Annotated in this window: 24 protein-coding genes; 1 reads left to right on the top strand and 23 read right to left on the bottom strand. The window is 63.8% G+C overall.

Annotated elements, in window-relative coordinates; all coding sequences use genetic code 11:
* Positions 1-38: 38 nt before the first annotated feature.
* The 8 genes from AACP59_RS00835 to AACP59_RS00800 all read right to left on the bottom strand — a co-directional run bounded on the left by AACP59_RS00835 (position 39) and on the right by AACP59_RS00800 (position 10727).
* Entirely contained in the window at positions 39-788 is a 750-nt protein-coding gene (locus AACP59_RS00835; protein ID WP_339349392.1) for a DUF3159 domain-containing protein, read from the bottom strand.
* Between the two features lie 4 nt (positions 789-792).
* Entirely contained in the window at positions 793-1680 is an 888-nt protein-coding gene (locus AACP59_RS00830) for a DUF3710 domain-containing protein (RefSeq protein WP_339349391.1), read from the bottom strand.
* An 81-nt stretch (positions 1681-1761) separates the two neighbouring features.
* The gene (locus AACP59_RS00825) at positions 1762-3759 is read right to left on the bottom strand and encodes a dipeptide ABC transporter ATP-binding protein (protein ID WP_297316447.1); all 1998 of its coding nucleotides are present in this window, start codon (positions 3757-3759) and stop codon (positions 1762-1764) included.
* A 29-nt stretch (positions 3760-3788) separates the two neighbouring features.
* Positions 3789-4778, bottom strand: a complete 990-nt coding sequence (locus AACP59_RS00820; protein WP_297316448.1) for an ABC transporter permease — start codon at positions 4776-4778, stop codon at positions 3789-3791.
* A gap of 28 nt (positions 4779-4806) precedes the next feature.
* Complete coding sequence (locus AACP59_RS00815) at positions 4807-5733, bottom strand: ABC transporter permease (RefSeq protein ID WP_297316409.1); 927 nt, start codon at positions 5731-5733, stop codon at positions 4807-4809.
* Between the two features lie 247 nt (positions 5734-5980).
* On the bottom strand, positions 5981-7636 hold the full coding sequence (locus tag AACP59_RS00810) for a peptide ABC transporter substrate-binding protein (protein ID WP_297316410.1): 1656 nt from the start codon (positions 7634-7636) through the stop codon (positions 5981-5983).
* Positions 7637-7788: 152 nt separating this feature from the next.
* Positions 7789-9450 (bottom strand): ABC transporter substrate-binding protein, encoded by a 1662-nt coding sequence (locus AACP59_RS00805; protein ID WP_297316411.1) that lies wholly within the window; start codon positions 9448-9450, stop codon positions 7789-7791.
* Positions 9451-9668: 218 nt separating this feature from the next.
* Positions 9669-10727, bottom strand: coding sequence for a tyrosine recombinase XerC (locus AACP59_RS00800; RefSeq protein ID WP_339349390.1), 1059 nt, complete (start codon positions 10725-10727; stop codon positions 9669-9671).
* 71 nt (positions 10728-10798) lie between these two features.
* Between AACP59_RS00800 and AACP59_RS00795 the strand changes: the two genes are divergently transcribed.
* Positions 10799-11104, top strand: coding sequence for a DUF6725 family protein (locus AACP59_RS00795; protein WP_297316413.1), 306 nt, complete (start codon positions 10799-10801; stop codon positions 11102-11104).
* Positions 11105-11124: 20 nt separating this feature from the next.
* Here AACP59_RS00795 and AACP59_RS00790 read toward each other — a convergent pair whose 3' ends face one another.
* The 15 genes from AACP59_RS00790 to rplT all read right to left on the bottom strand — a co-directional run bounded on the left by AACP59_RS00790 (position 11125) and on the right by rplT (position 26545).
* A complete protein-coding gene (locus AACP59_RS00790) occupies positions 11125-12189 on the bottom strand; it encodes a prephenate dehydrogenase (protein ID WP_339350058.1) in 1065 nt (354 codons plus the stop codon).
* 98 nt (positions 12190-12287) lie between these two features.
* Positions 12288-13307, bottom strand: coding sequence for a prephenate dehydratase domain-containing protein (locus AACP59_RS00785; protein WP_297316414.1), 1020 nt, complete (start codon positions 13305-13307; stop codon positions 12288-12290).
* Positions 13304-13855: an alcohol dehydrogenase gene (locus tag AACP59_RS00780; protein ID WP_339349388.1), complete on the bottom strand. Its 552-nt coding sequence runs from the start codon at positions 13853-13855 to the stop codon at positions 13304-13306. Before AACP59_RS00780 ends, AACP59_RS00785 begins: the two co-directional genes overlap by 4 nt.
* A gap of 54 nt (positions 13856-13909) precedes the next feature.
* Positions 13910-15829 (bottom strand): translational GTPase TypA, encoded by a 1920-nt coding sequence (gene typA, locus AACP59_RS00775; RefSeq protein WP_297316416.1) that lies wholly within the window; start codon positions 15827-15829, stop codon positions 13910-13912.
* A 117-nt stretch (positions 15830-15946) separates the two neighbouring features.
* Complete coding sequence (scpB, locus tag AACP59_RS00770; RefSeq protein WP_339350056.1) at positions 15947-16654, bottom strand: SMC-Scp complex subunit ScpB; 708 nt, start codon at positions 16652-16654, stop codon at positions 15947-15949.
* Between the two features lie 17 nt (positions 16655-16671).
* A complete protein-coding gene (locus AACP59_RS00765) occupies positions 16672-17499 on the bottom strand; it encodes a segregation and condensation protein A (protein ID WP_297316417.1) in 828 nt (275 codons plus the stop codon).
* Between the two features lie 8 nt (positions 17500-17507).
* Entirely contained in the window at positions 17508-18347 is an 840-nt protein-coding gene (locus AACP59_RS00760) for a ParA family protein (RefSeq protein WP_297316418.1), read from the bottom strand.
* Between the two features lie 339 nt (positions 18348-18686).
* Entirely contained in the window at positions 18687-19592 is a 906-nt protein-coding gene (xerD, locus tag AACP59_RS00755) for a site-specific tyrosine recombinase XerD (RefSeq protein WP_297316451.1), read from the bottom strand.
* A 70-nt stretch (positions 19593-19662) separates the two neighbouring features.
* The gene (locus tag AACP59_RS00750; RefSeq protein WP_339349384.1) at positions 19663-21057 is read right to left on the bottom strand and encodes a sensor histidine kinase; all 1395 of its coding nucleotides are present in this window, start codon (positions 21055-21057) and stop codon (positions 19663-19665) included.
* Positions 21048-21707, bottom strand: a complete 660-nt coding sequence (locus AACP59_RS00745; RefSeq protein WP_297316420.1) for a response regulator transcription factor — start codon at positions 21705-21707, stop codon at positions 21048-21050. Before AACP59_RS00745 ends, AACP59_RS00750 begins: the two co-directional genes overlap by 10 nt.
* Positions 21708-21793: 86 nt before the next feature.
* Positions 21794-22558: an ABC transporter permease gene (locus AACP59_RS00740; protein ID WP_297316421.1), complete on the bottom strand. Its 765-nt coding sequence runs from the start codon at positions 22556-22558 to the stop codon at positions 21794-21796.
* A 134-nt stretch (positions 22559-22692) separates the two neighbouring features.
* The gene (locus AACP59_RS00735) at positions 22693-23463 is read right to left on the bottom strand and encodes a lantibiotic immunity ABC transporter MutE/EpiE family permease subunit (RefSeq protein ID WP_339349380.1); all 771 of its coding nucleotides are present in this window, start codon (positions 23461-23463) and stop codon (positions 22693-22695) included.
* A complete protein-coding gene (locus AACP59_RS00730; RefSeq protein WP_297316423.1) occupies positions 23460-24182 on the bottom strand; it encodes a lantibiotic protection ABC transporter ATP-binding protein in 723 nt (240 codons plus the stop codon). Before AACP59_RS00730 ends, AACP59_RS00735 begins: the two co-directional genes overlap by 4 nt.
* Before the next feature lie 89 nt (positions 24183-24271).
* On the bottom strand, positions 24272-26047 hold the full coding sequence (locus AACP59_RS00725; protein WP_339349378.1) for a spermidine synthase: 1776 nt from the start codon (positions 26045-26047) through the stop codon (positions 24272-24274).
* Positions 26048-26161: 114 nt separating this feature from the next.
* Complete coding sequence (gene rplT / locus AACP59_RS00720; RefSeq protein ID WP_297316425.1) at positions 26162-26545, bottom strand: 50S ribosomal protein L20; 384 nt, start codon at positions 26543-26545, stop codon at positions 26162-26164.
* Positions 26546-26554 lie beyond the last annotated feature (9 nt).

Genomic DNA, 26554 nt, shown 5'->3' with positions numbered 1-26554 from the left:
GCCTTTCGTCACCGCCTGTGGGCCACACCCGGGCGGTCTCAGCCCCGGACTCCCCCGTCACCGTCATGCCCTGCATCGACAAGGTCCGCCTTGGTGTGGAAGGCGTGGAAGGGATCACGAATCATCAGCCAGGAAATCCAGATGGCCAGAGCGAAGAGTGGCACGCCCAGGACCAGGCGCGCAGCGCCCAGGAGACCGACCAATCCGGCCAGATACAGCGGTACCTGCACCACCAGGCGAATGATGAAGACCAGGATCCATACCAGGGTGACCCTGGCATAGGCCCGCAGGAGGGCACGATCCGAGCGCCAGGAGTTCAGCCACGCTCGAAAACCGGAGAGAACAGGCTGGCGCACGTATTCCACCAGGGCTCCGATCCCGGGCACCCGGGCCACCAGACTGCCTCCCAGGACCAGGATCCAGAAGGAGTTGATCAGAAAACCGGGCAGATAATAGTTACGGGCATCCTTGCTCAGCCAGGCCGAGACCAGGCAGATGCCGACCCCCAGGAGACCGGTCAGAGCCCCGAGGAAGGACTGCCGTTGCAGGAGCCTCAGCAGGAGTTGGACCAAGGCCAGGATGCCGGACGCGACGACGGTCCAGGCCAGGTTCCCCGTTACCAGGAAAACGACCAGGAAGACCAGGCCGGGCAGGAGGGATTCCACCATCCCCCGCCAGCCTCCGATGGCCTCGTAGACCGAAAAATCCTCATCGGCCAGTGCCGCCAGACCGGTATGCTTCCTTTCTTCCGTGTCGGAAGGCCGGTCATCCTGCCCCTTTCCGCCCACGGTCTCAGCGCACCTCCGAGAACATGGGACCACGGGAGAATGTGGTCTTCACCTCGGTCTGCTGGTCGGAATCGAAAGGCCCCTCGGGCTTCTCGGGAATGGTGTCCTTGGGCTTGTCGCCCTCGTCCCCGCCCTGGCCCGAGTCGGCCCTGCGCTCGTCCGGGGTCACCGGTGAATGCATGGGAATCAGATCACGAGGAGCCAGGGGTTCATCGCCCCTGACCACAACCAGATCGGCCAGATACCGGTCGAGCAGATCCTTCTCCTTGCCCCCTTTGGCGGCAGGACCGGAGAAGATCCCCCGCAACATCCAACGCGGACCGTCGATGCCCACCACACGGGTCATCAGGTCCTTGCCACGAACATTGACCGGAAGGGCCAGCTCCTGGCCGAAGACCCCATCGACCTCCTGGCATCGGGGATTGGCCCTGAGCAGGTCGGCACGGACATCATCCCAGAGTCCCAGGGTCTTGGGGGCCGCAAAGGCCTCCAGCTCCAGGCTTGACGACCCGTAGGTGATGGTGGCGCCCAGGACCTCCCCGGTGCTCCCGTTGGCCTTGAGCCTGAGCTGACTGCCCTGGAGGAAGGGCAGCATCAGGGAACCGATGTCAAGGTAGTCATCGTAGTCGACAACGTCCTCATCCTCGCTGTCCCAGGGACCGTGGTCCACACCACGCTCGCCGCTGGTCAGACCATGGACCTGATACTGCTCGGCCTTGGATTCATCCTTCCCGACCTGGTCGGACTCGCGAGCCTGGTCATCCTGATCCCGTGGTTCCTGATCGGCCTTCCTGCCCTGATCCTTCGGATCCTCGGACTCCAGCTCGGGGGAATCCCGGTCCTGGTGAACCTGGTCATCCTTGTGCTTCCTGCCGAAACCAAACAGTCCCATGATGCCTCGTTTCCTCGTGACGCCTTCCCGACGTCTTCGTGGTCGGCCCTGCACCCCTGCGCGCGGGGCCGACCTGTCTGCCTAATCGAGACCCAGACGCAACTTGCCGCCGGGGATGGCGTCAAGGAGGTCACGGGTGTACTGGCGTTGCGGATGGTCGAACACCTCATCCGTGGTGGCGTGCTCGACCAGCCTACCCTGCTGCATGACCACAACCTCGTCGGCGATCTGACGGACCACAGCCAGGTCGTGGGTGATGAAGAGGTAACTCAGACCACGCTCGGCCTGGAGGTCGTTGAGCAAACGCAGCACCTGGTCCTGAACCAGGACGTCCAAGGCTGAAACGGCCTCGTCACAGATGATCACATCCGGATTGAGGGCCATGGCCCGGGCGATGGCTATACGCTGACGCTGACCGCCGGAGAGCTCATTGGGATACCGTCCCATGACCGACTCCGGCATTTCGACCATGTCCAGGAGCTCGCGAACCCGCTGTTCACGCGACTTCCTGTCGCCGATCCTGTGGATGCGCAGGGGCTCCTCGATGGAACGGTAGATGGAGTACATGGGGTCCAGGGAACCGTAGGGGTTCTGGAAGACCGGCTGGACGTGCCGGCGGAACTCCATGAGCTCGTGCCCCTTGAAACCGGATATGTCCTGGTTTTCGTAGGTCACCGTGCCGGAGGTGGGAGTGAGCAGGTGGAGGACCATGTTGGCCACGGTGGATTTGCCCGAGCCGGATTCCCCCACGATGGCCAGGGTGGTGCCCCGCTTGACCGAGAAGGAGACGTCGTCGACCGCCTTGAAAAGCTCCCGCTTCCTCGGCAGCTTGAACTCCTTGGTCAGGTGCTCCACCGTGATGACGTGTTCGCTGCGCTCCAGGGTGGATTCGCCCTTGACGTGGTGCTCCATCAGCCTCTCGGCATCCTGCCCCCGCTGCTTGGCGGAGATGATGCGCTGGGAGGCCAATGACGGTGCGGCCTGGACCAGACGCTTGGTGTAGGGATGCTGCGGGTGCTGAAGGACCTCGAGACTGGGGCCGGACTCGACCACCTGCCCCTTGTACATGACTACGATGTGCTGGGCACGCTCGGCGGCCAGACCCAGATCGTGGGTGATGAAGAGGACGGCCGTGCCCAGGGAGTCGGTCAACCCCTTGAGGTGGTCCAGGATCTTCTTCTGGACCGTTACATCCAGGGCGCTGGTGGGCTCGTCGGCTATCAGGAGGTCGGGCCTGGATGCCAGACCTATGGCGATCAGCGCACGCTGACGCATACCGCCGGAGAATTCGTGCGGGTACTGACGGGCACGGGTGGCTGCATCGGGTAGGCCCGCCTCGGACAGGAGACCGGCGATCCGGTCATTCATGTCTGAACCGGTCACATGGGCCTTGGCGATTCCCCAGGCCCGGTCCTCACCGACCCCGGCCCGAATCAGGGACCTGGCCACACCCCACCTGGTCTCCGAGCCGACATCCCACTCCCCCTTGAAGGTCTCCATGACCTTGTCGGGATTGGGGACGCCGGCCTCGTCGAGGACCTGTCGCGCGGCCTTCAGAAGCCCCGGCAGGTCGGCAGAAGAGATGAAGAGCTCATCGTCCGAGGACCTCAGCTTGATGTCCTCGGAGGAGGCCAGCTCCTGGGCCAGCCTGGAGCGCTTCTCCCGGGAGACGTCCATCTTGTTGGCGACCAGGGCCTCCTTGACCTGGGACCCGATCCTCCAGACCGGGTTCAGGTTGCTCATCGGATCCTGGGGAACCAGACCCATATGGGAACCACGCAGGTCCTCATACTCCTTCCGGCCCAGTCCGACCAGTTCACGGCCCTGTAGCCTGATGCTCCCATCGACCACCCTGCCCGTGCCGGGCAGGAGGCCCAGAACACTCATGGCGCAGGTGGACTTTCCGGAACCGGACTCACCTACGATGGCCACCCACTGTCCGGGATAGACACTGAAGGAGGCATCACGGACGGCATGGACATCACGACCATCGGAGGTGAAGTCCACCTTGAGGTCCTTCACCTCCAGAAGAGGGCCGGAGGATGCCACGTCCGCCTGCTGATCGGCCTTCACTGCCATGTTTTCTTCCTGACTCATGCTTCCTCCACTCAGGCCGTTCTGCTCTTTGGATCCAGGGCATCCTTGACCGCATCACCCATCATGATGAAAGCCAGCACGGTGATGGCCAGGGCGGCGGAGGGATAGAAGAGGACCGAGGGATTGGTGGTAAGGAGGTTCTGGGCCGTCGAGATGTCGCCGCCCCAGGAGACCACCGTCGGGGGCAATCCCACGCCCAGGAAGCTCAGGGTGGCCTCCGAAACGATGTAGGTACCCATGGAGGTGGTGGCCATGACGATGACCGGAGCCAGGGAGTTGGGGATGATATGCCGGAACAGGTTTCGGATCGGCGAGGACCCGAGCGCGGTCGACGCCGTGTTGAACTCCAGGTTCTTGGCCTCCATGACCGCACTTCTCGTGATGCGTGCCATGTTGACCCAACCGAAGAGGGTCAGGGTGAAGATGATCTTCCACAGGGATGTGGATGTGCGGAACATCTGCAAAAGGACGATGGCTCCCAGGAGCATGGGGATGGCGAAGAAGATGTCGGTGACCCGGCTCAGGAGGGCATCGATCCAGCCTCCGAAGAAGCCCGCGACGGCTCCGATCACACCACCGAGGATCGTGACCAGGATCGTGGTCATGATGCCGATGGAGACCGAGGTTCGAGCGCCGTAGATCACCCGGCTGTACACGTCGCATCCTTGCAGGTCGAATCCGAAGGGATGGCCGGAACGCGCCGGTTCCAGTGAATTGGCCAGGGTGCAGGCACTCGGGTCCTGTCTGGCGAAGAGGGATGGGAAGAGGGCCACCAGGATCACGAGGATCGCCAGGATGGTCGAGATGATGAACATGGGATTGTGTCTCAGGGTCATCCATGCATCCGCCCACATGCTGGTCGGCGGCACATCCTCATCGACGGAGTCGACCTCGCGCAGGGGGGTCTCCTCGATGGGAGCCACGAAGCGCTCCTGTCCGGGCAGTGGGTCAGGGAAGAAGACCTTGGCCTGGCTCTGGTTCAGTTCATTGGATTCGTTCATAGTCATATCAGTCATGGAATCGGCCCCCTCACGCATACCGAATACGAGGATCGAGGACCGCATAGAGCATATCGACCACCAAACTACAGATGACGAAAATCATGACCAGGATGGTCACGATGGAGACCACCAGGGTCCCCTCCCCGCGCAGGATGGCCTGGAAGAGGGTGTTGCCGACCCCTTGGATATTGAAGATTCGCTCGGTGATCATGGCACCACCCATCAGTCCGCCTATGTCGGCACCCAAATAGGTGACCACAGGGATCAGGGAGTTGCGTAGGACGTGCCGCAGGATCACCTGCCGGTTGCTCATGCCCTTGGCCCGGGCCGTGCGGACGTAATCCTCGGAGATGTTCGAGGTGATTTCGGTCCTGGTCAGCCTAATGATCGAGGCCATGGAGACCGACCCCAGGACGACCGCCGGCATGAGCAGGTCCATGAAGCCCGGGTTGGCACCGGCCGTCGCCGGCAGCACGTGCCATTTGACACCGAAGAGGTACTGCAGGATAAAACCGGTGACGAAGGTAGGCACCGATATGAGCAGGAGGGAGAGGACCAGGATGACGTTGTCGGACCACTTGCCCTTGGTCAGGCCTCCGATGATGCCGAAGATAACCCCGAAGACACCCTCGAAGACGAAGGCCATGAGCGCCAGCTTGACGGTGACGGGGAAGGCCCTCCCGATGACGCTGACCACAGGCTGGCCGGCGAAGGTGTTACCGAAGTTCAGGGTCAGGGCGTTCTTCAGGAAGAGGACGTACTGAACGATGAACGGCTTGTCGAGATTGTACTCCGAACGTATCTGTGCCGCCACGGCCTGGTTGACGGGTTTGTCTCCGAACATGGCGGCGACCGGGTCGCCGGGGAGTGCGAAGACCAACGCGTAGATCAAGAGCGTGGTGCCGAGAACGACGGGGATCATCTGCAGAATTCGTCGCAGAAGATATTTACCCATCGGCTTTGTCTCCTTTGTGGTCCGCGATCAGGATTTCGATTGAAACCAGGTCGCCTCAAAAATACTTGTTCGAGTCTACCAGCATCTCTTAACAGGGTTTTTGCGTCCCACCCCAGTTCCGGGGATGGGCATCGGAGACGACCCGGGAAAGAAGCGACCGGTGTGGGGGATGCTGCGTTCCCCACACCGGTCGTCAGGCCCCTCCCGACGAATCAAGGAGTCGGCGGGGAGTACCCGTTGGCCAAGGTCACTTGCTGAGGCTGGCGTAGTCGGGGGTGTTCTTCCATGTGAAGGAGAAGCCCTTGACGTCCTTGCCGGCGACCCCGTTGGAGTTCATGTAGTAGAGCGGCACGGCGGGCAGGTCCTTGAAGAGGATCTCCTCACTCTGCTGATAGATCTTGTTGGCCTCGTCAAGGCTCTTGGCCGAGGCCGCCTTGACCATCAGCTGGTCGAATTCGGGGTTCTTGTAGTCGCCATCGTTCGATCCGTTTCCATCGGCCGCGGAGGAGTCGAAGTTGCTCTTCAGGTAGGACTCGGGCGAGGGGTAATCGGGCTGCCATCCCGAGCGGAAGGCCGAGTCGGTGAACTTGCGGCCCTGGACGTTGCTGCGGAACTCATTGAAGGTGGGCAGGGGGTTGCCGGCCGCATTGATGTTCAGGGTGTTCTTGATGGAGTTGGCGACGGCGTCATAGGTCTCCTTGTGGGACCCGTCGGCGTTGTAGGCCATCTTGAAGGTGTCGGCCTGGGTCCAGGGGCTGATCTTGTCGGCCTCGGCCCACAGTTCCTTGGCTTTCTTGGGGTTGTACTTGAGCACGTCGGAACCGGGCAGGTTCTTGGCGTATCCGGGGATGGCGGGCGAGGTGAAGTCATGGACCTCCACGCCCGTGCCCGAAAGGACCTTCTTGATGATCAGGTCGCGGTCGATGGCCATGGAGATGGCGCGGCGACGCAGCTTGCCCTCCTGGTCCTCACCGAAGTGCTTCATGTAGGTGGGGATGGTGAACATCTGGATGACGGAACCCGGTTCGTTGATGGCCTGGACCGAGCTGTCGCTCTGGAAGGTCTTGCGAGCCGAGGTCGGCACGGTGTCGAGCACATCCAGGTGGCCGGACTGGACATCACGGTAGGCCGCGGTCGGATCGGTGTAGGCGCGGAACTCCACTCCGCCGTTCTTGACGACGACGCCACCCTTGTAATTCGTGTCCTTGACCAGGGTCAGAGCCTTGTTGTGCTCCCAGGACTTGAATTTGTAAGGACCGACGGTCACCGGCTTCTGACCGAAAGCCTTGGTGTCCTTGTAGAAGGATTCGGGCAGGGGGGCGAAAGCGGTATAGCCCACCTGGATCGGGAAGGTGGATGAGGGCTCGGACAGGTCGACGGTGAAGGTCTTGTCGTCGACCACCTTGAGACCGGCAAGCTGGGCGTCGCCCGCGACACCCTCCTTCTGCAGGTCCCCATAGCCCTTGATGTTCGAGAAGAAGCCGGAACCCAGCTGCTTGTTGTTCACGTTCGAGGCCCAGGACCAGGCCTTGGTGAAGGACTGCGAGGTGACAGGGGTACCGTCCGAGAACTTCCAACCGTCCTTGATGGTGACGGTGTACTGGGTGTTGTCGGCGTTGGCCTTGATCTCCTTGGCGATCTCGTTCCTGGGCTTGCCCTTGCTGTCGAAACGCACCAGCTTGGAGAAGAGGATGTCGATGGGGTTGCCGCCGCCGACCTCATTGGTCATGCTGGGGATCAGGGGGTTGGCGGGCTCTGGGTTGAACACGCTGACCATGGTGTCGCTTCCACCCTTGGCATCTGCACTGCCGGCAGAATCGCCCGAACCACCGCAGGCGCTGAGCAGAAGTGACATAGAGCACACTCCAGCCGCCGCAATGGTCAGAACCGATTGCTTCTTCATATACTTGCTTCTTCCTTTTGTTTCCTTTTGGTACGAAGCGGGAAGGAAGATTTTGTCCACTTCCCCGCGACGAATACAGATTCTAGATCAATTGATCCACATAATCAGGAGGGTATCCACCATACCGGACGGATGAGGTCGGAATCAAGGACCTAGTGGTCCTTGGAAAGGTCACAGAAGGAAGGCCATCCTTTCCAACCCGGAACCAGACCCTGAACCCTCCTGGCCCCCGCCCCGGTGTTGTTGGGGGTGTACAGGGGAATGGCGGGCAGGTCCTCCAAAAGGGTCTCCTCTGCCTCCTGATAGAGCCTGTTGGCCTGGTCGACCCCTTGGGCGCGGGCGGCCCGGTGCAGAAGATCCTTGAATCCCCGGTCGTCATAAGCCCGGGTTCCCTCGTCTCCCGGTCCTGATGCGGAAGACACGAATTCCTGGTTCAGGTATGCCTCCGGAGAGGGATAATCGGGCGAGACCAGGGTGGAGAAGAAGTCGGCCTGGCCGCCTTGCGTCCGCTCGGACCCGGTCCGGAGATCGGCGGTGGTCGGGGCCGCCCTGGCCTCGACCTGGATACCCAGCGTGTTCTGGATGGACCTGGCCATCCCCTTGTAGAAGGCCTCGGTGCCGCCCTCGTCCGTATGGACCAGGGACAGGGGCCTGTCCTGTGGCCACTTGCTGATGGCATCGGCCTGGGCCCATGTTGTCCGTGCCTTATCGGCCCGGTACCTCAGATGGTCCTCCCCGGTCAGGTCCTCGGACCAGCCGGGAATCGCCGGGGAGGTAAAGTCCGAGGGTTGCTGGGCCAGGTTGTCCATGGTCTTCTCGATCAGGGACCTCCGGTCGATGGCCATGGAGATGGCCTGGCGACGCAGACGTCCCTCCCTGTCATGGCCGAAATGCTCCACCCCGGCCGGGATGGTCAGCATCTCAAGGTTGGACCCTGCCTTGTTATAGGACTGCAGCCCGGGATCACTGACGAAACTCGTACGGGCCGAAGCGGGGATGGTGGTGATCACATCCAGACGACCGGCTTGTACATCGGCCAGGGCCGTTGCCGCATCCGGGTAAATCCTGAAATCGACTCCCCCGTTCCTGGCTCCGGCATCGCCGGTATAGGTGGCGCTCCTGCGGATTTTCACCACCTTCCGGTGAAGCCATGCTTCAAACCTGTAGGGTCCGGATGTAACCGGCCTGCAACCAAAGGCCTGGGGATCCTTGTAGAAGGAATGAGGCAGGGGGGCGAAGACCGGCGTTCCCACCTGGATGGGAAAGGTGGCGGAGGGGTCGGTCAGGTCGACCGTGAAGGTCAGGTCGTCGACCACCTTGAGACCGGAGAGCTGGGCATCCTTCGGAGTGTCGGACTCCTGAAGGTTCCCATACCCTTTGATGTTGGAGAAAAAGCGGGCCCCGGCCTGTCTGTTTGCGGCATTGGCCGCCCAGGACCAGGCCCTGGTGAAGGAGCGGGATGTGATCGGGCTGCCGTCCGAGAAGGACCTCCCGTCAACCAGCTTGATCGTGTACCTGGTCATCCGGTCATTGTGGGTGATTTCAGCGGCCAGGTCATTCTGGGGCCTGCCCTTGCTGTCAAACCGCACCAGACGGGAAAACATGGCATCAACCAGTTGCCCTCCGCACTCATCCACGGAGTCACTGGGAATGAGGGGCCTGGAGGGTTCGCATCCATAGACCGAGATGATCGTGTTGTTCAGGGGATGGTCGGTGGCCTGGCCGGGGTCGCCGGATCCGCCACACCCTCCCAGTGCCAGGGTCAGGGAACAGGCCACGGCCGACACAAGCGCCATGCCGGATCTCTTTGTCATCACACTCCACTCCTGCCTACCGAAACCGGTAAGGACATTCACCATCATGACCACGCACGCCACCCCAGGAAGCCGCCCCGGCCAAACCTCGGATGCATCTGCGTGCAGTACCGTTCATTCTCGTACGATTGCCTCCCTTTCGCAAAAACCTCCCCCTCCCGATGGACCGGGCCAGGCCGTCCCAGCCCCGTAACACCGGGGATCCGCGGAACCGAGACTCAGGCCCGGGGAAAGGCCAGCCGGTATCGCTGCCGTAGCTGTTCGATGGAAACATGGGTGTAGCGCTGGGTGGTCCGCAGGGAGGAATGCCCAAGCATCTCCTGGACCTCACGCAGGTCCGCTCCCCCGTCCAGCATCTGGGTGGCCGCAGTATGACGCAGGGCATGCGGGGCTATGTCGGGCACCTGGGCCTGGTCGGCCGCCCTGTGGACCACCTGCCGGACCTGACGCTGGCCGATCCGGCGTCCTCGGGCGCCCAGGAAGAGGGCCCGCACATCATCGCCGGAAGTCCGGGAGGGCCTTCCCGGGCGGTCTTGGTCAACGGATTCTCCACCCCTGGCATCCCCTCCGACAATCGTATGGAGAACCTCATGGTCTGTTTCGGAAGAGGCCCCGCGGCCAGATCGCCCGTCTCCAAGACGTCCGACCAGCTCAGGCCTGCCCCGCTCTATCCAGCCGTCCAAAGCCCGTTCAGCGGGAAGTCCGTAGGGAATGACCCGCTCCTTGCGCCCCTTGCCCAGGACCTTGACGGTACGGGACTGACGGTTCAGGTCGACCAGGTCCAGGCCGCACAGCTCTGCCACACGCATCCCGGTTGCATAGAGGAGTTCCAGCATGGCCGCATCCCTGAGTTGGAGGATGCAGGCCAGGTCCTCATCCGATTCCTCCTCGACGGGGGCCGAATCCACCCGGTCCATCAGTTGCTCGGCCTGGGACCCGGTCAGTATCCGTGGCAGGTGTTCGGACTGTTTGGGGGACTTCAACCCCTGGGCCGGATCCACCTCGACCAGACCATGATCGGCCAGGTAGACAAAAAAGGAACGGATGGCGGCCGTCTTTCGGGCCATGGTCGACCGGGCGTGGGATCTGGCCTCATGGGCCAGCCAGGAGCGCAGGGCAGGAAGGTCTATGGCATTCAGTTCGGTGATGCCACGCAGGTCCATCAGATGAAGGAAGGAGGCCACGTCGGTCCGGTAGGAACGCACCGTGTTAGGGCTCCTGCCCTGGACCTGGTCCAGGTAGCGCACATACCCGTCCAGTTCGTCTTCAAAGGCCACCTGAAACCTCCCGTCCGCCCCACCAAGTCTACCCGGGGTGGGGCCGCATATACTGTTCCCGGAGGTGGACCATGCCCTTGCCAGAAGAGATACCGTCCGGAGTCCGCGTTGTGGTCAGGACAGTGGAGGGACGCGACCCCGAGGATGGACGCCTCAAGTTCCGCGACTACCTAGGCCACGTCATCTCCTGGGACGGGACCAGCCTGGTCCTGAACCGGGATCCCGCCGCCAACGGGTCGAGAGAGGGCCAGGAGGTACGGCTGCCTGCCGTCTGCATCATCCGCATCAAACCCATTCCGGAACGGACATACCCCCTGGGGCATCATGACGGGAACAGACCAGGAAGACAGGATGCCGGTGACCCTGCCCGGAACTGAATCGGATATGGAAGCCGGACTCAGTCACCGACCCTGGGCAGTTGGATGACCCTGGCCAGGTGGGTGGTCAGGAAGGATTCGACCTCCTGACCCCTGCGGGCGGAGTCCAGAAGCTCTGACCGCCAACCCTTATCGGTCAGGGTCAGGTCCGACCTGGCCGACTGGCTGTCGGTACCGGCCGGTTCCGCCTGGACCCGATCAGAGGCCAGGGCGGCCTTATAGTCCCTGAAAGGCTGAGCCCGGCTGAAGAAGCCATGGATGCCTGCCCTGTCCCGGTCATCCCCGCCCCGGAGGCTGCCGGCCATATCGGTCAATCTTGCAGCCATATCGTCCAGGAGACCGGCGACCTGGTCGGCGTCCTCGTCCACCATGGCCTCGGTCCGGTCCGGATCGGTCAGGACCACCCTGGTCATGTCGCGCCAGGACCCGGCGGCCAGGGCGGCCGCCACATTCCTGTCATCCGAGTCCACCAGAAGGTTGGCCAGGGCCGTGGCCACCACATGGGGCATGTGGGAGATCAGGGCGGCCGCCCGGTCGTGGGTCTGATCATCCAGGACGATCAGGCGGTTCCCCAGGCCCTGGGTGACTGTGTCGGCCACAGTCAGGAAACGTCCATAATCGGTGTATTCGTCCACGGTAAGGGCCCAGAGCGCCCCCTCCAGGAGGTTCGGGTCGGAGGCCTCGTAACCGGAGAACTCGCTGCCGGCCATCGGATGGGCCCCCACATACCGGTCGGCCAGACCGGCCTCCTGGACCTGCTGACGGACCAGTCCCTTGACACTGCCCACATCGGTCAGAGTGGTTCCCCGGGTCAGGACCGGGGCCAGCCGTCCCAGCATCTCCGGCATGGCCCGGAGCGGAGTGGCCAGGATCAGGACGTCGGGTTTGCCCTTGGCCAGGTCCTCCAGGGTCTCCACACACCGGATTCCCTCGGCCCGGGCCGCCTCAAATGGTCGGTCCGTATGGTTCCAGGCCACGACGAAGCGGCCGTGGCGGACCAATCGCCTGGCCAGGGAGCCGCCGATCAACCCCAGTCCGGCCACGGCGATCTTGTGGGCCGAGGTCAGGATGGGCGAGGCGGCCATACCCGCCATGGGGTGCATGGCATCCGACCCCGTCCGGAGGTCGTCGCCATCGACCCGGCCTGATTCGGATACCGGTTCCGCCTGTGAACGCTGGTCCTTTACCATAGCAACTCCTTATCAATCCCTGGCTTATCCAGGTGGCGCTCCATCCAGGCCCCTGCCCTGGGCAGCATCCAGTCCAAAACGGGTGGATCGGGCCGCTCCCGCCTGGGGTAGACGGCCAGGGTCTTGATCCAGTCGCCCCGGTCCAGCAAGTCCTGCATGACACCCCCCAGGGAAGGCTCCCAGGGTGCCGCGTCGATGGTGGCGATGAAGCTGTAGGTCCCGTCGTTCCCCTTGATGGGGCGGGACATGAAGGAGGTCATGTTCAGGCCGGTATCCCGAAGTCTGTCCAGGAGGTCGGCCAGCACACCCGACCCGGTGTGGAGGGGGATGAAGGTGACGATGGACTCGAATTCACGATGGCTGCCGGACCGGGCACCGTTCTCGGCGTCACCCTGCCCGCACGGCTCCGGCTGGCCGAACATGGCCCTGGCCAGACCGGCGGCCTCCCCCCTGGGGGCCAGGAGCAGGAAGTCCGTACGGGCGCCCCGGTAGTCCTGGACAGCGCTCCTGCGGGTCTCCAGCCCATACAGGGACCCGCAGATCCTGGGTCCCAGGGCCACCTGGTCCCGCCTCAGGTCACGGCAGGCGGCGGCATTGGAGGAGGCGGCCTCCTCCCTCAATCCGGTGCTGCGGATGAACTCCCTGCACTGGGCCAGGCCATGGGGGTGGGCGCTGATCGTAGTCAGGTCCCCATGGTCGGGACGCACAAAGGCATCGAAGACGATGGAAAGGCCGGTCCTGCCGAATCCGGCCACGTTGGTGGAGTCGATCAGGGCGTCCATGTTGGGGATGACATGCCCCTCGACATTGTTCTCCCAGGCGATGATCCCCCAACCCCTCCCGGCCTCGACCGCATCGACGATCCGGGTGGCCCTGTCGCAGGGGACCAGGGTCACCTGCCTGCCCAGGGCCGGCCCGATGCAAGCCGATGACTCGACGGCGGCCTGGTGGGTGAAGGACCCCTGGGGGCCCAGATAATACAGGTCGACCCGGGAAGTCTGACCGGTGCTCATGCGCGGGGTTCCCCGGTGGAGGAAGCGGCCAGGGTCTCCCCTGTTTCCGGGGCTGTGTCTGCGGCCTCCGCCCCACCCCTTGCCGGCCACTCCTTGATCAGACCATCATCGAACAGGGACCGGGGCAGGCAGAGGGCCAGGAACTGAATCAGAACCAGTCCTCCCATCCAGAGGAAGACGGCGTACTTGGCGAAGAAACCCGGAAAGTCGGCGTAGGGCATGAGCACGTCCCCACCCGGTCCCCTCATGGAGAGGAGCCAGACCACCACCGTGGAGGCCACCAGGTGCAGGGAGAGGCCCAGGGTGCCGGAATCATTGCGGACCCGCCAGGAGGCCAGGGCCACCAGGATGTAAGCCAGAATCATCCCCCAGGGGATGCCGGCGGCCGCTCCGGAACGCTGGACCAGGGTGCCCAGGATGCCCACCAGAACGCCAATGACCAGGGCCAGGAGATACCGACTGGGTCGTATCATCTGACGCCTGGTCACCTGCTGTGCCCCACTGGCAGCCTCGATACCGGCATGGGTCTCATCATGCTGTTTCGCCATGGGAATCAGCCTAGTACGATCCGGTCACCAGCGCTGCGGCCGGGTCGGCCCGTGTCACTTCTTGTTGGCGCGGCGCTGACGGGCGTTCCACTTGTACCAGGCGTCACGATCAAGGATGATCTTGCGCACACGGATGGATTCGGGGGTCACCTCGACGCACTCGTCGTCGTTGGCGAAGTCCAGGGACTCCTCCAGGCTCATCTGGATGGGAGGGGTCAGGGTCTCCAGCACATCGGCCGTTGCGGAGCGCATATTGGTCATGTGCTTCTCCAGGGTGATGTTGATGTCCAGGTCACCGGGCTTGTTGTTGATGCCGACGATCTGTCCCTCGTAGACCGGGGACTGGGGCTCGACGAAGAAGTCGCCGCGTGCCTGGAGCTTCTGCATGGCATAGGGGCTGGCCTTGCCGGAGCGGTCCGAGACCATGGACCCGTTCTGGCGGGTCTTGATCTCCCCGGCCCAGGGGGCGTACCCGGCCGATATGGACGAGGAGATGCCGGTACCGCGCGTGGCGGTCAGGAGGGCGGTGCGGAAGCCAAGGAGACCACGGGAAGGGACGGTGAACTCCATCCTCACCCAGCCCGATCCATGGTTGGTCATGGTGTCCATCCGGCCCTTACGGTCGGCCATGAGCTGGGTGACGGCACCCATGTACTCCTCGGGCACGTCGATGGTATCGGCCTCCATGGGCTCCTGGACCTTCCCGTCCACGGTCCTGGTGACCACCTGGGGACGGCCCACGGTCAGCTCGTAGCCCTCACGACGCATCTGCTCGGCCAGGACGGCCAGGGCCAGCTCACCACGGCCCTGGACCTCCCAGGCATCGGGGCGGTCGGTGGACAGGACCTTGATGGAGACGTTGCCGATCAGCTCACGGTCCAGACGGTCCTTGAGCATGCGGGCCGTCAGCTTGTGGTCCTTGCCCTCGGTGCCGGCCAGGGGGGAATCATTGGTGGCGAAGGTCATGGAGACGGCCGGGTCGTCCACGTGGATCAGGGGCAGGGGCTTGGGGTCGCTCTTATCAACGATGGTCTCGCCGATCATGATGTCGTCGACCCCGGCAACGGCCACGATGTCGCCGGGACCGGCCTCATCCACGGGGAAACGCTCCAGGCCCTTGGTGCGCAGGATCTCGGTCAGTTTGAAGTTCTCGATGGACCCGTCCACGCGGGAGAGCCCGTACTGCCTGCCCTTGATCAGGTTGCCGTTGTAGATGCGGACCAGACCCAGACGACCCAGATAGTCCGAGGCGTCGATGTTGGTCACATGGGCCTGGAGGGGGGCGCCCTCCTCATATTCGGGGGCCGGTATGTTGGTCAGGATGGACTCGAAGAGGGGTTCCAGATCGTCGTTGTCGGGCAGGCCGCCATCTTCGGGCTGGTTGACCGAGGCCTTGCCGGCCTTGGCCGCGCAGTAGATGACGGGCAAGTCAAGAAGGGAGTCCAGGTCCAGGTCCACACCCTCCTCGCTCACATCCTGGGCCAGGCCGAGGAGGAGATCGGTGGACTCGGAGACAACCTCGGAAATGCGGGCATCGGGACGGTCGGTCTTGTTGATGACCAGGATGACGGGCAGCTTGGCCTCCAGGGCCTTGCGCAGGACGAAACGGGTCTGGGGCAGGGGGCCCTCGGAGGCGTCGACCAGGAGGACGACACCGTCGACCATGGAGATGCCGCGCTCCACCTCGCCGCCGAAATCGGCGTGACCTGGGGTGTCGACGACGTTGATGGTGATGCCGTCGGGCTGTCCCAGCTTGGGAGCCAGGGGACCGGTGTACTTGACGGCGGTGTTCTTGGCCAGGATCGTGATGCCCTTCTCGCGCTCCAGGTCGTTGGAATCCATGACCCGGTCGGGCACCTCCTCACGATCGGAGAAGACGTGCGACTGCTGGAGCATGGCGTTGACCAGGGTGGTCTTGCCGTGATCAACGTGTGCCACAATCGCAACATTTCGTATATCGCCGCGTACCGCCATCAAAACCTCATTCTCGTTGAATGCTTCATATCATGCCGCCGGGGGCAGGACTGTATAGACAGCCACCGATGACCCCCAGACTGGCATGGCCGAAAAATCGGACAAACAGAGACAATACTAATCGTCTTTGCTGACAGGCGCAGGCAGACCCTCACCCTGGGCGGAACCCGCCTGGACCGCACCCTGCGGCAGGGCCTCCTGGACCTGGGCCAATGCCGACTCCTCATCGGGCAGGAAGGGGGCCAGCGAGGGCAACTCCTCCAAGGAATTCAGCCCCATCTTCTCCAGGAAGATCCCGGTGGTGACCAGAAGGGCTGCATGGGTGACCGGGTCGGCCCCCTCCTCGCGAATCAGTCCGCGAACCAGAAGGGAACGGATGACCCCATCGGAGTTGACCCCACGGATCTGCCCCACCCCGGAGCGGGTCACGGGCTGCCGGTAGGCCACGATGGCCAAGGCCTCCAGGGCGGCCTGAGAGAGTCTGGCCGTCTGCCCATCCTTGACGAAGGCGGCCACAACCGGTAGGTAGTCGGGTCGGCTGACCAACTGCCAACCCCGGGCGGTCTGCCTGAGTTCGAACCCCCGTCCCTGGTAGGAATCGGCCAGAGCCTGCAGGGCCTCCTGGGCCTGGTCGGGCTCTACGGCCAGGACCCGCGAGAAGTCCTGACTGGTCAGGGGCTGGTCCGTGGCCATCAGTATGGCCTCCATGCAGGCGGCCAGGCCACCGGGAAAATCGTCCACGTCGAAGTCGACATACTCGGGTCGGGTATCGGGGTGGGTTGAGGGAACCTGCCCCTCCTCCCCCGGGTTTTCATCTGTGCGCATCTGCCTGCTGTCCTGAATCATGCGAAGTCCCCCTCACTGATCTGCCTCAGGTCCTCGGCATCGGTGCTGCCCACCCAACGCAGGTAGAGCGGCTCATAGGGGCCCTCCTGCTTGTACTGGATCAGCTGCTGCTTGAAGTAGACCAGAACAGCCAGGAACCTGGCCACAACCTCCAGGTTCCCCCTGGCCGTGGCGATGATGGAGGCGAAGGCCACGGGCCGGCCAGGCTTGTCCAGGAGGGCCGTTCGGACCAGGTCGGCCTGCTGGTTGAGATTCACCAGGGGCACGTGGAGCTGCCCCAGGGAGACCTGGGATACGGGGGCATTGGCCAGGGCGGTTGCCGCCAGAAGGGCCAGATCCTGGGGGCTGGTTGCCCATTCCAGGTCCGGCAGGAGGCTGGCCAGGTCATCGTCCGGACGCCCCGGATGGACGTACCTGCCCGAGTTGGCCGCCAGCATGGCCCGGAAATCCTGCCCCGCCTCCTTGAAGGCCCGATACTGCAGGAGGCGTGCGAAGAGGAGGTCACGCTCCCTCAGGGCCTCCATGGAGGCCTGGTCACGCAGGGTCTCATCCTCGACCGGGAGGAGGGCTGCGCTCTTGGCCTCCACCAGGACCGAGGCCACATCGAGGAAGGAACTGGCCTGGTCCATGCTGGTCCGGAAATCCAGGGTGTTGACATAGGCCAGAAACTCGCCGGTCACCGAAGCCAGTGAGACCTCGGTCAGTTCCAGCTTCCTGTTGGCCAGGAGGCTCAGGAGCACATCGAAGGGACCCTGGTACACATCCAGGTCCACCGAGAACCCGTCGCCACGGCGGTCCAGGGCCTCCAGGGACGGTTCCGTCACGGCCCTCTTCACGCCACGATGCCGCGGGCTATCAGTTCCCTGGCGACCTCCCGGTACTCCTTGGAGGTCTTGTGTTCAGGGGAGAACATGGTGATGGGTTCGCCGGCCACCGTGGCATCGGGCAGCTTGATGGACCGGGAGATGATGGAATGGAGGACCTTCCCCTCGAAGGCCTCGTATATGCGCTGGAGGACCTCTTCCGAATGGAGGGTGCGGGTGTACATGGTGACCAGGACCCCGTATACCTTCAGGTCCGGGTTGATCCTGCTCTGGACCTTCTCGATGGACTGCATGAGCAGGGCCACACCACGCAGGGCGAAGAACTCGGCCGCCACCGGGATGACCACACCGTCCGCCGCCGTCAGGGCATTGACGGTCAGGAGGCCCAGGGAGGGCTGACAATCGATGATGATGGCATCGTACTCCCTGCGCAGGGGCCGGATGGTCGAAGCCAGGGCCTGCTCACGCCCCACCTCGCTGACCAGCTGGATCTCCGCCGCGGAAAGGTCGATGTTGGCGGGGATGATGTCCAGCCCGGGGAAGCGGGTGTGGTGGACCACATCATGCACATCCAGGGAGGAATCGAACATTGCCGTGTAGATGGTGTTGTCCACACTGTTGGCGTTGATGCCCAGCCCGACCGTGGCGGCCCCCTGGGGGTCGAAATCCACGATCAGGACCCTGCGCCCGTACAGGCTCAGCGCCCCGGCTATGTTGATGGATGAGGTGGTCTTGCCCACGCCGCCCTTCTGGTTGCACAGGGCTATGACACGGGCCGGTCCGTGTTGTTTCAAAGGCTCAGGGGCTGCGAAGGTCTCATATTCGCGCCCTAACAAATCCGTAGGCATGTCTCTAGACTACCAACATCCCGGAAACATCCCCATAGGACGGGCTTGTCGATGGGCCCGACGCGGATGTCGATGTGTCCGAACGCCCGTCGGAAAATGGATGGTCCGGCCCCTGGCACCCTCATCCGGCTCAGAGTCCACAAGAACAGATGATTGGCGCGAAACCGTGGCATTCTGGACGTAACCCCGCCCAGGGCCACGCAATCGCGGAATGGGCATCTCCATATTCGCGGGATGGGCACCGGAAAAGACACCAGTGGCAATGTTCCGGTCAAAGAATCCGAAGCGCCCGGGGACGGGCGCAGTCAATCGGCATTACCCACCGGCTACCGGAGGAGGTCAAAGCGCTCGGGGATGGGCCGTCTGGTAGGCCTCGATCAGGCCCTGGGGGCTGACATGGGTATAGATCTGCGTGGTGGTCACCGAGGAATGGCCCAGAAGCTCCTGGACGGATCTGACATCGGCCCCCCCCTCGATCAGATGTGTCGCGAAGGAATGACGGAGCGTGTGGGGGTGAAGGGGACGTTGGATTCCCGCCCGCTCACCGGCATCGCGGACAATCTGCCAGACGGACTGCCTGGTCAGACGCTTTCCGCGCTTGTTGAGGAAGACCGCACTCGGCTCACGTCCCTTGGAGGCACGGCCCTGCAGGTCGGGACGTCCGAGGTTCAGGTAGGATTCCAGGGCCCGGCAGGCGTAGGAGCCTACCGGAACCAGACGCTGTTTGTCCCCCTTGCCGGTCAGGCGGACCACATGCTCATCCAGATCCAGGTCGTCCAGGTCGGTCCCCACGGCCTCCGACACCCGGCACCCGGTGGCGTACATGAATTCAAGCAGGGCCTTGTCCCTGAGGACGACCGGATCCTTGGACCCTCCCATGGCGGCCGCGTCCAGGAGGCCGGCGACCTGGTCAACGGTGAGCACATCGGGCAGGGAGGAAACCCCCTTGGGCGCCCTGACCCCCCGAGACACGTCCTCTTGGATGGCCCCCTGTTGGAGGGCGAAGCGGTGCCACTCGTGGACCGCCGCCAGGCGACGGGACCGGCTGGCCGAGCTCTCGGAAGACAACCAGGCCAGGAAGGCCTCCACATCGTCCTTCCCCACCTGGTCCAGGCTCCTGATGCCCCGGTCGGCCAGCCAGCCCGCATACATGGTCAGGTCAGACCGGTATGCCTTGACAGTGGCCGGGGCCAGGCCGCGTTCCACACCCGTATAGGCCAGGAACTGATCCAGAAGGTCAGCCATCCCCACCGGAAGGTCGACAGGGACCGATGCCCTCCTGTTCCGCCCGCGCTCGCTGGTCATAGGCGGTATTCTAGCCTGCCTCTTCCTCCAGGCCGAAGCAGAGGGAGACCATGGCCCCGCCCAGGTCGTCGGACCTGCCCAGGGTGATGCCGCCCGACTGCACCTGGGCATCACGTTTGGCCACGCTCAGACCGAGCCCGAAGTGACGGCCGGACCTGCTGGGGTCGCCCATGTAGGACTGCTCGGTGGCCAGCTCCAGGTCCTGGCGGGTGAAGCCGGGCCCGCTGTCCTCCACGGCGAGGACCAACCGTCTTGGATGGTCCCCGATCGCCGCCCCAAGACGGATGCTGCCCCGGCGGGGTGTGTGCTCCACAGCGTTGACCAGCACGTTGCCGAGGGCCTGGACGGTAAGGGCCGGATCCAGGTCCACATCAAGGTCCGTCGGGCTTTTCACCTCCAAGCTGATGGCCTTGGCCTTCACCTGGGCCCGGACAAGATCGGTGACCTTATCCACTATTTCACCCAGCTTGCAGGGCCTCCTGTCCGGCCCCCTCCCAGTTTCATCCAGGGAGGACTGAATCAGGGAGGCGGTCAGGTCCTCCATCCTCCCCTCATCCTTGACCAATCGGGAAAGGTAGTCTGACTGGTCGGCATCCAGGTCCGTCTCCCCGAGGAGATCGGCCCAGCAGGCGATTCCGGTCAGCGGGGTCTTCAAGTCATGGGCCAGGGCCGCCGTCCGCCGTCTCCCCTCCTCCTGAAGCCTCCACTGGCTTTCCAGGGAGGAACGCAGATTGGCCCTCATGACCTCCATCGACCCCAGGACCTGATCGAACTCACGGACAGTGGAGGAACCGACGGAAAAATCCAGATTCCCGGAGCTTATCTGCTCCACGGCCCGGTCCATGGGTTCCACGCCCCGACGCAGGTACCGGCCCAGCAGAATGATGGCGACCAGAGCCACCAGGATGCCGTTCAAGGCCATCCACAGCTTCAGAACGGTCTCCGGGGAGGGAAGTCTCCTGTTCAGATCATCCATGGCGTAGCGGGCACCGATCTGGTAGGCGATCACCAGGTAGCCCCCGTCACGGGGGACCACGACGAAGGTACCCATCGGGTTCAGGCCGTTGCTTGAGATCCGGTCCAGGATCCGGCTGCGACTGCCGGCATCCATATCGGACGAGCGTACATGGAGATCCTTGTCCAGCTCCATGTATGTGCTGCAGGAGGGGAGGTCGCCGGGCCGGAAGGCGCCGCCGTCCATCAGGGTCCGGGTGTACTCGCCGACCGATTCCTCACAGGCGTCCGCAGGAAGGATCACCCCGGTGCCGACCGCATCGATACACAGAAGGGGCAGGGCCAGACCAAGGGCCTCCGCGGCGATGAAAAGGACCAGGAACCAGCCCAGAATCGTATTCAACCCTCTCCCGCCCTGCCGTCGGGTCGAGGAAGTCCCGCTCACTGCCACAGGTACCCCACCCCCCACCTGGTCTGGATGGGTGCCTCCCCCACCGCCTGGAACTTGGCCCTGATGTTGGCGATGTGGGTGGCCACCGCGGACGGGTCTCCACGTGCGTCCAGGCCGAAGACCGCCTGGTGTATCTGTTCCTTGGAGTAGACGTGACCCCGGTTGAGGGCCAGGAACTCACAGATGGCATACTCGGTCGGCGTCAGGTCCATGACCCGCTCCCCGCAGGAGAGCTCCTTGGCCGACAGGTCGAAGCGGATCTCCCCCAGTGTCAGCAGCTCCGAGCGCCCGCGGTGCTCCCTGCGCAGGTGGGCATCGACCCGTGCGCGGAGCTCAGCCAGGTGAAAGGGCTTGGTCAGGTAGTCGTCAGCCCCCAGCCCCAGACCTCGGACCAGATCGGCCTGGTCTGTCCGGGCCGTCAGAAAGACGATGGGAACGCTGGTGGCCCTCCTGAGCCGCGTGACCAGCTCGAACCCATCCATTCCCGGCATCATGATATCCAGCAGGATCAGGTCGAAATAGTCCAGATGGGGCATGTCGACCTTCCGGGGATCCTGGATCGTGGTGACCTGATGGCCCTCCTTGCCCAGCCCGATGCGGATGGCGTCCAGGATGGACTCTTCGTCATCCACCGCAAGGATCCTGGCCATGGATGGTCCCCTTTCCCGGCTCGCAACACCTTCGGGTCCGGTCTGACCCGCTGTCCGTAAGCTGCCTGTACACCCCCATCATCCCATCACCTCCGACCTCGGCCGGGTTGGAAGGCGGCCACCCAGACCATGGCCAGCACCCAGGAAAGTAGCGCAAGTACGATACTCATCACCCATCCCAGCCCCTGTACTGTACGGTAGCCATCCATAGCTCCCTGGGCCAGACGGCCGGCATCCGCCAGGGCCGGGACACCTGCTGACAGGTGGGAGGGCAGGGCCGGCGGGAGGAACCACCAGATCCGATCGCCCAGACCGGTCTGGAGGAGATAGCCCAGAAGACTGCCCAGGACCCCCGTCAGGATACCGAACTGACGCCCCCAGGCAAGGGCTATCACCATGGTCAGGGGAATCAGTGCGGCACCACCCAGGATGAGACCCAGGAGGACCTGCAACCAAAGCCCCATACTCAGGGGGTTCTGCCCCCAGAGGGCCATGCCCAGGGCGAAGGGGCCCACCGAGACCAAGGCCACCAGGACATAGAGCATCTCCATCTGGATCATGACCCCCGCCAAGGCCAGACGGCGTGAAGGCAGGGACAGGAGGGCGGCGTAGCCACCGGCCTGGAGCTCCCGCTCGGCCACGAACCCGCAGACCAGCCCCACCACCAGGGGAATGACGCCACCCACCAGTTCCAGATAGACCGTCACCTCCGACCAGGGATCGTAGGTGACGAATGAGTAATACCCCAGGAAGATCAGGACCCCACCCAGGGCGAACCCAATCAGGACGACGGAAAGGCGGGAATGCCGCTGCCGTATGACCTCCGCCCTGATCGACCCGATCAGGGTCATGAGGGGACCCGATGAGGACGTCTGCCCTGGTTGCGGACCCCTCTTCCCTCTGGACCTGCGATCTGCGGTCTCTCCGGACCTACCGGGATGCCGCCAAGGGCTTGTGGATGGACTGCGAACACGGTCACCGCACATCAGACCGCCTCACTGCGGGAAAACCAGCGGGAACCCGCCAGGGTCAGGACAAGGAAGCAGACCAGGGCGATCAGGAGGGAGCAGAGCGGGCGCAGACCGAAGACAGCCAGGTCACTCCCCGCCTCCACGGGCAGCCCATTGGGCAGGACTCCCAGGGCCGGCGCCGTCGTGTTCATGGAGGCCGTGGGGGGCAGGAACCACCAGATCGGGGTATCCCAGGTCGACACGCCGATGCCCACCTCCAGGAGGAAGGGCAGGGCCATGCCAAAGGTCGGGCCGACCGCGGCCGTACCCCACAGCCCCAGGGGGATCAGCCAAGCGGTCGTGGCGACATTGAGCAGGCAGGCGGCCATACCGGCTGGAAAAGGGGTGGCAACGAACCCCATCAGACCCGGCAGGAGGCAACCCTCCAGGCATATGACCAGGTTGGCCACCAGGCTCCAGGCCAGCACGATCACCGTCTTGGCCAGGAAGGAGACTCCAGGGTCCAGGGGAAGCAGGAGTACAGGACGGAGGTGTTGCCGGGAATCCCGACGCATGACCGATTCGGCGACCAGGGCCAGGAGGGCCGGTTGCAGGATCGCCCACCAGTTCCAGAGTTCGTAGGCCATCAGCGGCGATTGCGCTCCCCGGTACGAGTCCGGCATAAGGAAGAAGAAGAGGACGGCCATGAGGGCGACCAGTACCGGCAGGCCCAGGCACAGCCAGGGAAGGGAGGATTGCCGTCCCTTGAGTGCCTCCGCTCGGCAGGCGGCCTTGAACCCCCTCATCGTCCACCCGCCTGGTCGGAGGCGTCCCGGCAGACCTGCATGAAGAGCCCCTCCAGATCCGTTGAGGAATCCAGCTGGTCCTGATAGGCCAGCCGACCCTGGGCGATGATGCCGATATGGTCGGCCACCTGGGCGATCTCACTCAGGATATGGCTGGACACGATGATGGTGACGCCCTGGTCGGCCAGGGAGCGCATCAGGGCACGGAGGTCCTCGATTCCCATGGGGTCCAGACCATTGGTGGGCTCGTCCAGGATGAGGAGGTCGGGGTCCGCCAGGAGGGCCAGGGCGATGCCCAGGCGCTGCTTCATCCCCATGGAGAAGCTTCCCGACCGTTTGCGCCCGGTATCCTCCAGGCCCACGGTGTGCAGGGCACTGTCCATGCAGGACGGGTCCAGGCCCAGGAGGGTGGCCCTCACCTGCAGGTTCTCCCGTGCGGTCAGGTTGGGATAGAGCGGCGGACTCTCGATCAGGGCACCGATCCGGTAGAGGTCCTCCCTGGTCCAGGGATGCCCTTGGAAGAGGATGCTCCCCCGGCTGGGGCGCAGCATGCCGGTCAGCATCTTCAGGGTGGTCGATTTACCGGCCCCGTTCGGCCCAAGGAGACCGTATATCTGACCACGGCCCACCTGCATGTTCACCCGGTTGACTGCCTCCCTGCGGTCCCCGCCACGCCCGAACCACCTGGTCAGTCCTCTGGTTTCGACGATAAGAGTCATGGGTCCTTCCTTTCCCCTCGTTGACTGGTCAAGGATGGATCCGAGTTTTCAAGAAATCATCAAGATGGTCCCACTCGTGTCGTCCTGACTCAGGAGACCTCCCTGATCAGGCCCTGGATCCCCTCTTTTCGGAGGATCTCCCGATAGGGGCCCGCCTCCTCGGTGATGATTCCGTCGATGGCGTGCACGCCCAGCAGCTCCACCGGTGCCTTGTCGTCGGTCAGCACCCGGCCACCCGAATCCCGGACCGGGTTCAGCCGGGAACCGACCAGGTCCATCTGGTCGGCCAGGTCCTGGTCCCGGCTGACCCTGCCGGCGGCCTCGGTCAGGAGGCCGGACCCGATGAAGTCTTTCATGGACCGGTCCCTGGCCTTCCTGCCGGAACCCGCCTGCCTCCCGGATCGGGCCCCGGGACGCTTGGCGAAGAGCTCCCGGTTGGTGGTCCGGGGCACGTCGGCCGCCAGCATGGCATCGGTCCCGAAGACCCGGGCGATGGTGGCGGTCAGGGCGGCATCGATGGAACCCTGCCCGTCGTCGATCATGTTCATGTTGACCACCATGACCCCACCCGGGTTCAGGTGCTCCCTGACCAGGGTGAAGAACTCGGTGGAGCTCATCTGGAAGGGGATGGTGATGTCCTGGTAGGCATCGACCATGATCAGGTCGTAGTGCTGGCTGCTGGATGCCAGCCAGGCCCGTCCGTCGTAGGTGGAGACCGGAAGGTCGGCGGGCTGGTCGAAATAGCGGACGGCCAGATCACTGATGGACCGGTCGATCTCGACACCCTGGATGGCCATATGCGGGTAGTACCGTCTCAGCTGCCGGGCATAGGTGCCCGTCCCCATGCCCAGGATCAGGGCCGAACGGGCCTGGTCCGCCATGAGTGGGGCCGCCAGGGCCGTGTCATAGTACATGCCGGTCATGCCCGGATGCTTCAAGGTCACGGACTGGACCCCGAAGAGGACATTGGTCGACAGGACGGTCCGGTCCGAGAGGGTTCTGACCTGGAGGTAGTTGTAGATGGACTCCCCCTCGTAGGTCAGCCCATTCTCCCAGAAGGCGAACCCGGTCAGGGGCGACAGGGCGGCCGAGACCACATAGATGACCGTGGCCACGGCGCAGGCGATGCGGTGCACACGGGAGGAGAGGAAGTAGACCAGGGCGACCAGGAGGAGGACCCCCGAGAAGATCAGGAAGGTGACGAAGGTTCCCACGGCCGGGATGGTGACGAATGTGGGCAGGAAGGTGCCCAGGATGGACCCGATGGTGTTGCAGGCGCTCAGGCGACCGACCACCGAGGCGTTGTCATCCAGGGAGTCGGTGGCGTTCTTGACCAGGCCCGGGGTGATGGTTCCCAGCAGGAAGAGGGGCGGAACGAAGATGATCAGGCAGGAGACGAAGGCCGCCAGGACCAGGAAGTTCGTGGATACCGTGACGATCAGGAGACCTGAAACCAGGATGATCAGATACTTGCCGACCAGGGGGATCAGGGCGATCCACACGGCCGCGGCCAAGATGAGCAGGTAGAGTCTGTCCGGGTCGGGGTTCCGGTCGGCCCAACGTCCACCGGCCACGGCACCCAGGGCCAGGGCGATCATGATGGTCCCGATGATGATGGTCCATACGATCTGCGAAGAGGAGAAGTAGGGGGCCAGAAGGCGGGAGGCACCCAGTTCGGCGGCCATGACGGCCATGCCCGAGAAGAACTCGGTCACATAGAGGAATATCCGTGACCCCAGTATGGGGCGGGCCGCCGGAGGCTTCCCGATGTCCGCCTTGTCAGCCCGGGGGACCCCCGCACCGTCCTGCCCGACCAGGGTGTGGTCATCGGTCATGGAGGCCCCCTCGTTGATGTCGTCAATCAACCTACCGTCTCCCGGGTGAATCGTCAAATACGGAAGAACCCCGCACCGGGCGGGGTTCGGAAACCGGTTTGGCGCCCATACCCGAACGGTGATCGGTGGGGCCGATGCATGAGTTCAGGCGGCTACGGGCGCATTCACATCATCGGGCAGGGCCTTCTTGGCCTCTTCCACGATGGCGTTGAAGGTGTCGATATCGTTGACGACCAAGTCGGCCAGGGCGCGGCGGTCCAGCTCGATGCCAGCCAGACGCAGACCCTGGATGAAGCGGTTGTAAGTGATGCCCTGGGCTCGGCATCCGGCGTTGATGCGCTGGATCCACAGCTTGCGGAAATCACCCTTGCGTGCCTTGCGGTCACGGTAGTTGTAATTGAATGAGTGGAGCAGCTGCTCCTTGGCCTTGCGGTAGAGACGAGAGCGCTGACCGCGGTAGCCGGAAGCCCGCTCAAGGACGACCCTGCGCTTCTTGTGCGCGTTGACTGCCCGCTTGACTCGTGCCATAGATATTCC

Source organism: Bifidobacterium indicum (genome assembly GCF_036987015.1).
Classification (GTDB): domain Bacteria; phylum Actinomycetota; class Actinomycetes; order Actinomycetales; family Bifidobacteriaceae; genus Bombiscardovia; species Bombiscardovia indica.
The sequence above is the reverse complement of the archived record's forward strand: the minus strand, read 5'-3'. Positions and strand labels throughout refer to the sequence as shown.